At 51.8% G+C, this 12,702-nt stretch carries 10 protein-coding genes; 6 read left to right on the plus strand and 4 right to left on the minus strand.

The window, feature by feature from the left end; genetic code table 11:
* The first annotated feature begins 149 nt into the window (after positions 1-149).
* Genes DZC79_RS17535 through DZC79_RS17545 form a run of 3 tightly spaced genes read left to right on the plus strand, consistent with a single transcriptional unit; the run spans position 150 to position 2,058 of the window.
* Complete coding sequence (locus tag DZC79_RS17535) at positions 150-1,253, plus strand: acyltransferase family protein (RefSeq protein ID WP_118952915.1); 1,104 nt, start codon at positions 150-152, stop codon at positions 1,251-1,253.
* A 40-nt stretch (positions 1,254-1,293) separates the two neighbouring features.
* Positions 1,294-1,545, plus strand: coding sequence for a hypothetical protein (locus DZC79_RS17540; RefSeq protein WP_118952916.1), 252 nt, complete (start codon positions 1,294-1,296; stop codon positions 1,543-1,545).
* Between the two features lie 6 nt (positions 1,546-1,551).
* A complete protein-coding gene (locus DZC79_RS17545; protein WP_157977243.1) occupies positions 1,552-2,058 on the plus strand; it encodes a hypothetical protein in 507 nt (168 codons plus the stop codon).
* 92 nt (positions 2,059-2,150) lie between these two features.
* Here DZC79_RS17545 and DZC79_RS17550 read toward each other — a convergent pair whose 3' ends face one another.
* Positions 2,151-2,579, minus strand: coding sequence for an SRPBCC family protein (locus DZC79_RS17550; protein ID WP_118952918.1), 429 nt, complete (start codon positions 2,577-2,579; stop codon positions 2,151-2,153).
* Positions 2,580-2,874: 295 nt separating this feature from the next.
* On the opposite strand from DZC79_RS17550, the gene aspS reads away from it, so the two are divergent.
* Positions 2,875-4,695: an aspartate--tRNA ligase gene (gene aspS, locus DZC79_RS17555; RefSeq protein ID WP_118952919.1), complete on the plus strand. Its 1,821-nt coding sequence runs from the start codon at positions 2,875-2,877 to the stop codon at positions 4,693-4,695.
* Between the two features lie 130 nt (positions 4,696-4,825).
* Here aspS and DZC79_RS17560 read toward each other — a convergent pair whose 3' ends face one another.
* From DZC79_RS17560 to ychF, 3 genes are all read right to left on the minus strand, one after another.
* The gene (locus DZC79_RS17560) at positions 4,826-8,533 is read right to left on the minus strand and encodes an ABC transporter permease/M1 family aminopeptidase (RefSeq protein WP_118952920.1); all 3,708 of its coding nucleotides are present in this window, start codon (positions 8,531-8,533) and stop codon (positions 4,826-4,828) included.
* A gap of 5 nt (positions 8,534-8,538) precedes the next feature.
* The gene (locus tag DZC79_RS17565; RefSeq protein ID WP_118952921.1) at positions 8,539-9,408 is read right to left on the minus strand and encodes an ABC transporter ATP-binding protein; all 870 of its coding nucleotides are present in this window, start codon (positions 9,406-9,408) and stop codon (positions 8,539-8,541) included.
* A gap of 478 nt (positions 9,409-9,886) precedes the next feature.
* The gene (gene ychF / locus DZC79_RS17570; RefSeq protein WP_118952922.1) at positions 9,887-10,984 is read right to left on the minus strand and encodes a redox-regulated ATPase YchF; all 1,098 of its coding nucleotides are present in this window, start codon (positions 10,982-10,984) and stop codon (positions 9,887-9,889) included.
* 192 nt (positions 10,985-11,176) lie between these two features.
* Between ychF and DZC79_RS17575 the strand changes: the two genes are divergently transcribed.
* Both DZC79_RS17575 and DZC79_RS17580 read left to right on the plus strand, forming a co-directional pair.
* Positions 11,177-11,443, plus strand: coding sequence for a hypothetical protein (locus DZC79_RS17575; protein WP_118952923.1), 267 nt, complete (start codon positions 11,177-11,179; stop codon positions 11,441-11,443).
* A 30-nt stretch (positions 11,444-11,473) separates the two neighbouring features.
* Positions 11,474-12,595 carry a glycosyltransferase family 4 protein gene (locus DZC79_RS17580; RefSeq protein ID WP_118952924.1) on the plus strand — a complete coding sequence of 374 codons (1,122 nt, stop codon included), beginning with the start codon at positions 11,474-11,476 and terminating at the stop codon, positions 12,593-12,595.
* Positions 12,596-12,702: the final 107 nt, after the last annotated feature.

Consider the following 12,702-nt stretch of genomic DNA (forward strand, 5'->3'; position numbering starts at 1 on the left):
GCTAAAATTAAATCCTTCCGTTCTTCTTCCAGGGGTGTAAGAGACATCCCTTTCTTCCTCTTCAGGCTCGCAAATATCTATGCTTAATTATCTTCTCCCCCCAACTTTTACGATTGATCCCTTTTGTATCCTCCGCGAAACCTACTTTCATGATCCCTGAGAACCATAAAGACAGGTTAACCTACCTCGATTCAGCCCGTGGCATTGCTGCGCTGATGGTAATGTTCGGACACCTCCTTATGTGGAAATACGAGAACAATCATATCATCCATGCGCTTTGTATCATTTTCAATCCCAACGATGCCGTATCTTTTTTCTTTGTGCTCAGCGGTATGGTGCTTTCCTATCCTTACCTGCAGCTCAATAAAACGCTGGACATCGGCAAATTCTATGTAACCCGTATCTTTCGTATCTACCCGGGCTTCTGGGTGGCCCTGCTGGCCGGTGTGCTGTATGCTTATCGTCAAAGACTGGACGCAGAGCACCTTTCCGCTATCTTCCTGGAGAATACAGAGGGTTTCTGGCAGGAGTTTTTTCTCTTTAAAGGACATAATGTTTTCTATGGGGCCGGCTGGAGCTTATCTGTCGAACTAGTGTATTCCCTGCTGATGCCTTTTCTTATCGCGGTGGCACGCTACAACAGGAAGCTTGTTCCCTGGCTCATCTGGATCAGCCTGGCCACTTCTTCGGTTACCGGCCTTTTTCTCTTTCACTTTGCCCTGGGCCTGTTTATCGGTGCCTATTTCGATCGCTACAATTCTGAAGAAATCCGTCAAACCTTCTGGTACCGTTATCGCGTATGGTTGCTCATCCTGGCGCTACCCATGTTTTCCATGCGGTACTGGACCAGGATCATGCCCATAGGAGGCTATACCCTCTATGATTTTCTCGATTATCTCAAGCTGGATTTCGCGCACCTTTCCGCATTGACCTCCTTTATCTTTATTATCTGCTTTATTCACTACGGCCGGCTGCGCCGGGCTTTCCAGGCGCCCTTCCTAGTGTACATCGGCAAAATATCTTATGGTATTTACCTGGTGCACTATGTGCTGGTATCTGCTATGGGCGATTACTGGGAATCGGACATCCTGCCGCTCTTTCCCAATGCACCTGTTGCCCTGGCCGTTTCGGCTGTGGTTTGCTTTGCGCTGACGATATTGCTGGCCAGTATGATACACTACTGGGTGGAGCTGCCTTTCATCCGTTTAGGCAAACGCGTGGTGAAAAAGATGAAGCCGACCATCGGGATTTAAACGGGCTGCGCTAATTTTGCTCCTGCAAATTTCTACATTCATGACCACACAACTGATCACAGCCGTATCCCTTAGTGATGAAAAGGGGCTGCAAAAAGACCGGCAGTACCTCTTTTCCCTCCAGGTTTCCGACGAGGGCGTTATCCGCATCATTACGACCGACGACATCGAAGTGTACTACAGCAGCATTCACGATTTCCTTATTTCCTGGACAAAGATCAGCAGCCTGGGCTGGGCCAATGATAAAGAAACTTTTCAGAAAATGCTGGAAGAGCTGAAAGGCAATAACTGATGAAAGATGAGGCGATCTGTATGGGGACGTTTTAAGCGTGCAGTGGCTTATTTATGGGGTATCCAGCCGCCACCAATGAAAAAGGACGAGGAGCTGGGACTGATGATCTACAGGGAGCATCGGCACGATCCCCGGAAAAGCTATTGGAAATGCTATATCCCGCAACAGCCTTATATGTCGGCTGAGGACGACTATGGTCACCGGCTTACCCTGCGTATCATGGCGGGCAAAGAAGGACCGGCTCTTATACAGAGAGCATTTTATAAAGAAGTAATGGAACGGCATGGAGCAATGCTCCCCGATTTAATTGCGACAATTGAAAGAGAGGGCCGGGAGCAGCATAAAGATCTTTGGGGTACTGCAAATAGCTGGCGCCTCAGAACGTTTGTTATACCCTCCCTGCACGAGCCGCCCGTTTTGTGGGAAATATGGCTGAGGACAAAAGATGAAGTACGGGAGGCCACGGTATCCATGCAGGGGTGGGATATTGTTTCTGTATTTTGTGAACGTTAAGCAACAGGGGAAACCTGCCATATATTCTGTCTGGATGCAGATCATAAAAAAACACTGCGTACAGCAGTGTTTTTTTATGAGGGTGTTTGTCCTTAAGCGCCTTCCACAAATGTTTTGAGGTTTTTGCCGATGAGCTCGGTCCAGCCGGCGGCAAAGCTTTCCGGAGCAAAATCGGGATGTTTGGGGAAAGTCTCCAGTCCTTCATGTGTGAGGCGAAGCCGGGTCTGGCTGCCTTCCTCAAACAGCTCAAAGGTAACGACCGAACTGCCTTCGTAATGTTCATAGGCCCAGCTGTAGCTCAGCTTTTTATTGGGAATCGCTTCTCTGACCTCGCAGTGATGAATGTACTGCTCACCTTTATGTCCCTGCCCGGGAAAGCTGAACCTGAAGCCCGGCCTGGCTTCAAAGGCCGACAGGTCGAAATACCACTGCTTCATCTGGTCCTTGTCGGTGATCGCTTTCCATACCTTAGCCACAGGGGCATTGTACGTTCTTTCGATTACAAAGGGTACGTTTGACATAACAAATCGCTTTTTAGAAAATGAAATTAAGGATATAAATGCGTAACTAATCGGTTACAAATATATGGGTAACTATTCGGTTACACAATATTTTTTCAAAATTTTCAATGTTTGACTTTGCCTATTGTTTTTATTGAAGCCTGCGACGAGGTGTAATCCCGGCAGCGATCTCCAAAATCGCCGCCAAATCGTTATCTTCGCAGCCCGGAAGCGCTGTCCTGCTGTCCCTTTCCGGAACTAACTCAGTATCGTCTTCTAACATCTAATATCTGACATCTAATATCTAATCCCAGGAATGTATCGTAGCCACAATTGCGGCGAGCTCCGCAGCGAACATATTCAATCGACCGTAACCCTTGCCGGTTGGGTGCAGACCGTGCGCAAATTCGGCAGCATCACCTTTGTCGATCTCCGCGACCGTTATGGCATTACCCAGCTGTACTTTGACGAAGGCATGACACCACGCCTGGACGAGCAACCCCTGGGCCGCGAATTCGTAGTGCAGGCTACAGGAAAAGTGATCGAGCGTACCAACAAGAATAACAAGATCCCTACAGGCGATATCGAGATCGAAGTAACAGACTATACTATATTGAATAAGTCTTCAGTGCCTCCTTTTACGATAGAAGAAGAGACCGATGGCGGCGAGGAGCTGAGGATGAAGTACCGTTATCTCGATCTCAGGCGCCCTGCGCTGCAGCGTAATATGGAGCTGCGTTACCGGGTCAACCGTTCGGCTCGTAATTATATGGATACCCAGGGATTCTACGATATTGAAACGCCTTTCCTGATCCGCTCTACGCCCGAGGGGGCGCGCGACTTCATCGTGCCTTCCCGTATGAACGAAGGACAATTCTACGCCTTGCCGCAAAGCCCGCAAACCTTTAAGCAATTGCTGATGGTGAGCGGCTACGACCGTTACTACCAGATCGTAAAATGCTTCAGGGACGAGGATCTGAGAGCTGACCGTCAACCCGAGTTCACGCAGATCGACTGCGAAATGTCTTTCGTAGAACAGGAGGATGTGCTGCAGATGTTTGAAGGCCTTACCCGGCACGTCTTTCGCGATGTAAAAGGTATTGAGTTCAGCGAACCTTTCCCGCGTATGACCTGGGCTGAAGCCATGAAGCTTTATGGTAATGATAAGCCTGACCTGCGTTTCGGCATGCAGCTGGCTGAGCTGAAAGCACCGGCCGGCCTGCTGAACGAGCACGATGAAGCGATCGACCTTGTCGGCGGCGCTGATTTTAAAGTCATGGATGAAGCAGAGTACGTGGTAGCTATTGCTGCAAAAGGCTGCAGCGAATATACCCGTAAGCAGCTCGATGAGCTGACCGAATGGGTGAAGCGTCCGCAGATCGGCATGACCGGCCTGATGTATGTGAAATACAATGCCGACGGCAGCCTGAAAAGCTCAGTAGACAAATTCTACAACGAAGAGCGCCTGGTACAGTGGGCGCAGCATGTCGATGCTCGTCCCGGCGACCTCGTCCTGGTGCTGGCCGGACCGGCTTCGCGTACGCGCAAGGCGATGAGCGAGCTGCGGCTCGAAATGGGTAACCGTCTTGGCCTGCGCAACCGCGATGAGTACAAGCCGCTGTGGGTGCTGGATTTCCCGCTGCTGGAATTTGCGGAGAATAATGAAGATGGCGGCGGCGCCGGGCGTTGGGTGGCACGGCACCATCCTTTTACCTCACCCAAGCCCGACCAGATCGCCTGGATGCAGGACAAGTCCCGCTATCCCTATATACAGGCCAATGCCTATGACCTGGTGCTGAACGGCACTGAGGTTGGCGGTGGCTCTATCCGTATCCACCAGCGCGACCTGCAGCTGAAGATGTTTGAGGTGCTGGGTATTGATGCGCATGAAGCCCAGGAGAAATTCGGCTTCCTGCTGGGCGCTTTCGAATACGGTGCGCCGCCGCACGGTGGACTGGCGCTGGGCTTCGACCGGCTCTGCGCCTTGCTGGGTGGTGATGAGACCATCCGCGACTACATTGCTTTCCCCAAGAACAATGCAGGCCGCGATGTAATGCTCGATGCACCTTCGGCAGTGAACCCCGTTCAGCTGGATGAGCTGAAGCTACAGATTGTCCCCGCTCCCAAAACGGTGTAAGCTTATTTCCTTAAAAAGCATCAGCCCGGCTCCTTAACGGAGCCGGGCTGATTTATATACAGATTATTCGGCTGGGACTAGAAACCCCAGGCTGTGCCGTGCAGCCTGGGGAGCCGGAGGAGTTCTTCTGTTAGTCTGATTCCGTTTCGATCATAATGCCTCCGGGGCCGTTGTTTGCCTTTGCATCTGTATTCACCTTGGGTGGCTTGCTGCCAAACTTCCAGGTATTGTTGTCCGGTGCGCGGTCGATCAGCTTGTGATAGGGGTCGATACCCGCGCTGGCCGGTTGTTCGTTAACGATGAAGGTGAAGGTTTTCTCGGGGTGATCCATTTTGATCCGTTGCAGCAGCAGCTCTTTCCCGGTGTTGTCGCCCTTCCTGCCTTTAGTGGTACCGGCCGCAAATATGCCCACATCCATGTAATCGGCTACAGGCACTTTTACGTTTTTGCCTACGCTGTCGGCCCTGTATTTAGCCGAGCCTACGGTAAGGCTTACCTGGTAGCGGCCGTCGGGCAGGCGGGTATAGCTGAGGTCTTTCACATAATTCTCGTAGAGTGTAATGGTCTCAAACATATCCGTGATGATATATTTCAGACTGTCGGGCGTGGCTGCCCGCAGGTAGCTCACAAATTCGATGGAATTGGTATAAGGCGGGTCTTGAAATTTATACCGCTCCAGGTAGGCTCTGATGGCGTCGTTCAGCACATCTTCGCCCAGGTAATCGCGCAGGGCATACATGATCACGCTGCCTTTGTTGTAGTGGATATAATCCTGATTCTCGCACAGCATCAGGGGTACCTCCTTCTTGCTTTCAAAAGTTCTTCCTACCAAGTATTTGTCCATTTCATAGCGCAGAAACTTTTTCATGGCCTGCCTGCCATATTCTTTTTCCATAACCATCAGCGCCGAATACTGGCTCATTGTTTCCGACATCAGCACGCTGCCCTGTACATTGCCGCCGATCACCTGATGCGCCCACCATTGGTGCGCTACTTCGTGAGCAGTTATATAGAACGGCACATCGATCTTCTCCGGGTCCTTATCATCCACTTTGGTAATGAAGCCTACCGATTCGGAGAAAGGGATGGTATTGGGGAAAGACTGGGCAAAGGAAGCATAGCGCGGAAACTCCAGTATGCGTACCTGGCGGTGCTGGTAGGGGCCGAAGTTGGCGGTATAGTAATCCAGCGAACGCTTGATGCCTTTGATCATCCGGTCCAGGTTGTACTCATGGCCTTTCTGGTAATAGATCTCGATGTTCACATCTTTCCACTTGTCTTTCTTCACCTGGTAGGCGGCGCTCAGGTAAGCATAGAAATTGAGGATCGGGCTATCCATCTTATACTGGAAATACCGGCGGCCGTCTTTCGTCCATTCTTTCTTCAGGTAGCCGGGGGCAATGGCGATCTGGTCGTCGCTGGTGCTCACCGTTGTCTCGAAGCGGATCCAGTCAGCATCGTTGGAGATATAAGTGTTCCTGCGGGCCGCGGAATCGTTTACCGGCGCCATACGCGGCTTGGGCAGCAGGCCGTATTTCTTCCGGGCTTTGTTGGAGCCCAGCTCCGCTGCGTCATTATAGCCGATGGCCGGGAAGGTCATGTTGTTAAAGAAGCTGCCGTTGTATACGATGTCCGTTTCCGTACCGCTGTTCGCGAAGCCTGCGGGCCGGTACCATCCGTCAAAGTCGAAGCGGATGGAATCGCCCGGCTGTACGGGGCTGTTCAGCTTGAAGACACGTATGCCGAACTTCTGGTCGCTTACGATCGTGCTGGCGGGAACTGACGGCTGCAGCCGGCTGAAGTGATAATAGCTCTTGTCGCCGCCGGGATAGTCGATATACAGCGTGTCTACAGGCTGCGTATGCTTGTTCTTCAGGTAATAATACCCTTTGACATGTACGCTTCTTTCCCGCGGGAAAATAGCGACATCGGCCTGCGTGGCTACAATACGCAGCTGCGGTACCTTTTCATAGGATTTGTATTTCTTTTCGAAGGCAACGGCCAGTTCCTCGCGCTCCTTGCCGGTACTGTACTCATTGAGGACTTTGGTGTTGTAATAGATATAGCCGCCCGTAGCCAGGGCACAGACCGGCAGCAGGAACAATGCGATACGGTAAGAGGTGTTGATGCTGCCTTTGGACAGGCGGTAGCGTGCTTTCCAGCCTTTCTCTTTGCCGCGGGCATACAGCATCAGGGCCAGCAGGCAGAGGAACAGCACAATGCTCATCCAGTAGGTTTTGAACAGCAGCCATACACCGGTAGTGTGGCCGAGGCCGTTCATGTCGGAGTAAGGCATACCGGGCCCGCTCGAATTGAAGTGGTACAGCGCGAAGCTCCATTCCAGCAGCGAAAAGATGATGCTGGTAAACATAACGGGGACCAGCGACAGGAAGAAGCCCAGGTATTTATTGGGTGTAACGACCTGTATCGACAGGCAGAGACCGGCCACGATCATATCGGATACCAGGAGCATCGACGATTCCTGGAGATACTGCAACACATCGATCTTGTAAAAGCCCATGGATACTTGTATCATCATACCCGTAAGCGACATGATGAGCAGCAGCACCGCGGTGACATAAAGCAGGCTCAGGTATTTGGAAAAGAAAAGTACGGCGTTGCTGACAGGGGTGACGCCGATCAGCTCGTCGGTCTTGTTCTCTTTTTCCCGCCAGATGACGTTGCCCGACAGGAAAATGATCATGAGCAGGATGAAGAGCTGGAAGAAGGGAGAAGCGACTTCCAGTATCTGGTAGGTTACCGGGTAGGTTTCTGTATCGTAGATCGAGCCCATGAACTGTGCGATCATGCACATGGTGATGATGCCCAGCAGGGTGAAGATAATGAAAAAGCTGCTACGGGTGATCTTGCGGAACTCGAAGCGGGCCAGGTAAAACAGCTGGCGCCAGCTTTCGGTGGTGGAAAAGCTTTGCTTCACTTTGGGCAGCAGCGACAGGGAATGTAAAGCGACTTGTTCTGAAGCGGCTTCCTCTTTCCTCCGGAACAGGGTGATCGGGCTGAGGAATTGGCTGAAGCGGAAGGAATAAAAGCTGAATGCGGTAACGGCAAAGGCAATGCCCAGCCAGAGCATGCGGTTGTACAGCAGCGTGCCCTCCAGCGGGATCATACGGTTGTTCTGCTCATCGGGCGTCCAGTACTGGGTGAGGTGGCTCAGCGCTTCGGCGCCGAAAGGTTCCCAGATGGCTGCCGTGGCTTTGTTGTCCAGGTCGGCGGTGATATTGCCGGTGATGGTCCTGATCACGAGCAGCACGATACAGAATAAATAAGCCGAAAGCGTGCTGCGGGTAAAGGTGGTAATGGCGAAAATAATGATCCCCAGCAGCAGGATATTGGGCAGCGTGAACAGCAGGAAGGGTTCGGCAAAGTTCATGAGGCGGAACGGCCCCATAGCGGGCCCGCCGATGCCGAAGAGGCTGCCGGCCATGTAACCGAGCACCTGCGCCGAAAAGACAAAAAGCGCAGTAAGCAGCACCGACAGGAAGCGGCCAAAAAAGTAGCCGGCTTTGCCGATAGGTTTGGTAAAGTATAAGGGATGTGTGTTGTATTCGTAATCTTTCTGGATGCCCGTGGCCATAACCGCTACGAGGATCACGCTGTTGACCAGGCCCATGATACCGGTATTGAGGCCGACGATGATGCCGGCAACGGCAACGGCCGAGTTGCTGACCGTGTTCGAATCGCCGGTGGCAACATTGAATACACCTGCTGCCAACAGGCCCAGCAGGAGCATCAGGATAAAAAAAATGCCAAAGAAGACATATGTCTGTGGCTTCCTGAAGTTCTGCTTCAGGTCAAATAGGAAGATCTCTCTGAACATGGCGTTTAGTTTTTGGTGATGGTAGAGAAGTACACATCTTCCAGGCCGGCAGGTACCGGTTCGAATCCTTCCCCGGGCCTGCTGTCGGCATAGGTATGAATGATCAGCCTGCCGTCGGACATATGCGAGGAGATGACCTGCATGCGACCGCGGTAATCGTTGATCTCATCTTTGGCGATGGCGCTGCGCCATATCTTACCTTCTACGGAAGCTACGGCTTCGGCGGGCGTGCCGTCGAGCATAATGCGACCCTTGTTCATGATCACCATCCGGTTGCAGAGGTTCTTCACATCGTCTACGATATGGGTCGAAAGGATCACGATCACCTGCTCGCCGATCTCGCTCAGCAGGTTGTGAAAACGGTTGCGTTCCATAGGATCCAGGCCGGCCGTGGGTTCGTCCACGATCACCAGCCTGGGGTTGCCCAGTAAGGCCTGGGCTATGCCGAAGCGTTGGCGCATACCGCCGGAGTAGTCGCTTACATTGCGTTTGCGGGCATCGTAAAGGTTGGTTTGCTGCAGCAGCCCTTCCACGATCTCCTTACGTTCTCCCTTATTGCTGATGCCCTTCAGCACAGCAAAGTGGTTGAGCAAGTTAAGGGCCGACACCTTGGGATAAAAGCCAAAGTCCTGGGGCAGGTAGCCCAGGGTTTTTCTCAGCTCCGCTTTCTGCTGCAGCACATCAATATCGCCGAGCTTAATACTGCCGGTATCCGGATCCTGCAAGGTGGCGATGGTACGCATCAGGGTCGATTTGCCGGCGCCGTTGGGGCCCAGCAGGCCAAACATGCCTTTGCCTATGGTAAGGCTGATGTCGGAGAGGGCTTTCAGGCCGTTAGGGTAAGTCTTGCTTACATTGGAGATCGTGAGTTCCATGCTGTGCTTTTTGAATAGTGGATAAGGCTTTTTCCGGAACGGGGGTTATACCGTCGCATCCCGATAAAAGCGACATGCTTTTCTAAGCACAAAATAAATAAGTCATTGAAGTAAATGTTTTAATAATTAGACCTATCACCTGAAATTCTCGACAAAAGGTACCGGCGCCCTTTCGTCGAAGGAAATGCCCGGTTTGTCGAAAGCCCCGGGGAAAGGGGGCCGGTGGAATTTGTGGGCGTTTAGTATGGGATCAAATGAAGCGTTGACAGATGGATACGGTTCAGGTGGATAAATCTTAACGATGAATCCGACCTGTCCGGCCAGGCCGGTCGGGATGCGCAGCAGCCTGAACGGCGACCGTTTCTGATCGGGAATATCTTTGAAAGTAGCGGTTTACAGCCCGTGGAAGGGTGGGGGGAGGAAAGCAGGAAGGCCACCCCTTGCGGGGCGGCCTTCCTTTGAAATTAAATAATGCTGCTTATACGTTGAAGCGGAAGTGCATCACATCGCCGTCGCTCACGACATACTCTTTCCCTTCGATGCGCAGCTTACCTTTTTCCTTAGCTACGGCTTCGCCGCCCAGGGTCACATAATCATCGTAGCCGATCACCTCGGCCTTGATAAAGCCTTTCTCGAAATCGGTATGGATCACACTGGCCGCCTGGGGGGCTTTCCAGCCGCGGTGAATGGTCCAGGCCCTTACTTCCTGCACGCCTGCAGTAAAGTAAGTAATAAGGTTGAGCAGATGATAGGCAGAGCGGATCAGGCGGTTCAGGCCGGGTTCGGTAAGTCCGTACTCTGAAAAGAACATTTCTTTATCCTCGTTGCTTTCCAGCTCGGTGATCTGCGCTTCGATATTGTTGTTCATCACGATCACCTCGGCCCCTTCTTCTTTGGCCACTTTTTGGATCGCTTCGCTGTACTGGTTGCCGGTCAGAATGGCCTTCTCGTCCACATTGGCTACATACAGCACGGGCTTTTCCGTCAGCAGGAACAGGTCGGCTACCGCCTCACGGTCTTCGCCCTCCAGCTTCAGGCCGCGTATATTCCGGCCCTGCTCCAGGTGGCTTTTGCACTGGAGCAGCACGTCCAGCACTCTTTTGGCCTTGGGATCGTTCTTAGCGATCTTTTCGGTGCGCGCGATCTTTTTCTCTACGCTTTCCAGGTCTTTCAGCTGCAGCTCGGTATCGATGATCTCTTTGTCGCTCACCGGGTTGATGGCGCCTTCATCGCGGAGGATATTGTCGTCCTCGAAGCAACGCACCACGTGAATGATCGCGTCCACCTCGCGGATATTGGCCAGGAATTTGTTGCCCAGGCCTTCGCCTTTGGAAGCGCCCTTTACCAGGCCGGCAATGTCCACAAATTCTATGGAAGTAGGCACAATTCGTTGCGGCTGAACAATTTCAGATAATTTGGCAAGGCGCTCATCCGGTACGTCCACTAAGCCTATATTGGGCTCGATGGTGCAAAAGCGGTAATTGCTGGCTTGTGCCTTCGCACTGTTGCTCACTGCGTTGAAAAGTGTCGATTTGCCTACATTGGGAAGCCCCACAATGCCTACTTGTAATGCCATGTCTTTTTTGAAAATTTTCGCAAAGGTAATCTATTGGCTAAAAAAGAAAAATGCCTTGCCTTTTGCATAGGATATGAAAAGGTTGGGTGCCTACATTTTTATGTGGCTTCCAGGTGAAAACCTGTACTTGTTCCGATTTAAATTTATTATTAAATTTGGTTATCGTTAACCCAAAAACCACTAACAATCGTTATGGAACATACGATGATATTAAAGGAGGAGATCGGACAGTACGAGATTGTTCCTTCCCAGTTGACCCGCAACCTGCACCTGCAACAGGAGCTGAGCTACGCCGAGCGCCTGGGGAATGAATTCAAGGGTAAGGCTACGATTACGTTTTCAACTACGCAGGGGGCGCGTACCGTACAAACGACGGTGTGGTCGCTCACTGAAAATGATATCGTTCTTAAAGGCGGTATTACCGTTCCGCTGAACAGTATTACCGAAGTTCATTTTTAATGCCTTCGGTTTAGTACTTTTGCGGCCATCATGCGCATTGCTGTTAATACCAGATTATTTCTTAAAGGCAAGTTGGAAGGTATCGGCTGGTTCGCTCACGAAACCCTGACCAGGCTGGTGCGGCAGCATCCCGAGCACGAGTTTATCTTCTTCTTCGACCGTCCCTATCATAAAGATTTTGTTTTTGCTCCCAATGTAACGCCTGTGGTGCTGAAGCCACAGGCGCGACATCCGGCGCTGTATGTTCTCTGGACCGAATGGGCCGTTCCCTATGCCTTACGCAAGTACAGGGCCGATATCTATTTTTCCCCCGACGGCCTGGGCACGCTGCGCTCCAAGGTACCTACCTGCATTACCATCCACGACCTGGCCTACCGGCATTACCCGCAGTTTATGGACAAGCTGCACAAATGGCACTATGCCCATTACCTGCCGCGCTTTGCCCAAAAGGCCCGGCGCATCGTTGCTGTATCGGAATATACCCGCCAGGATATCGTAAAGCAATACGGCATACCCGAAGACAAGATCGATGTGGTCTACAATGGTGCGCATGAAGCTTATAAGCCCCTCAGCTACGATGAAAAAGAGCAGGTAAAAGCGCAATACACCGAAGGGGAGGAGTTCTTCCTGTTCACCGGCGCCCTGCATCCCCGCAAGAATGTGGTGAACCTGCTCAAAGCCTTTGTACAGTTCAAGCGCCGGCAGCGCAGTCCTATTAAGCTGGTGATCGTAGGCCGGATGGCCTGGCAGTATGATGAGATTGCAAAGGCGCGTGAGCTGATGCCTTATAAGGAAGATGTGATCTGGACCGGTTATCTGAATGTCGAAGACCTGGCGCGGGTTACGGCTTCGGCTTATGCCCTGGTCTATCCCTCTTTATTTGAAGGTTTTGGTATTCCCATACTGGAAGCGATGACCTGCGATGTGCCGGTGATTGTCTCCAATACTTCTTCCATGCCAGAAGTCGGCGGCGATGCGGCCCTGCTGGTCGATCCGGCCTCGCCCGAAGATATTGCAGCCAAAATGATGCAGATCTATAAGGATGAAACACTGCGGCAGAAAATGATCGAGGCTGCCCGCATCCGGAAGCAGCAGTTCAGCTGGGAGCGCTCTGCGCAGCAGTTATGGGAAAGCCTGATGAAGTGTCTTTGACAAATTCCAGGAACTAAATTCCAATGTCCAAATTTCAATAAAGCAGTTGATAGTTAGCAGTCAGCAACCAAAGCTTCAGATTCCAGGAACCAAATTCCAATAGGTTG

It is taken from the genome of Taibaiella helva (genome assembly GCF_003545695.1).
Taxonomy (GTDB): Bacteria; Bacteroidota; Bacteroidia; order Chitinophagales; family Chitinophagaceae; genus Taibaiella; species Taibaiella helva.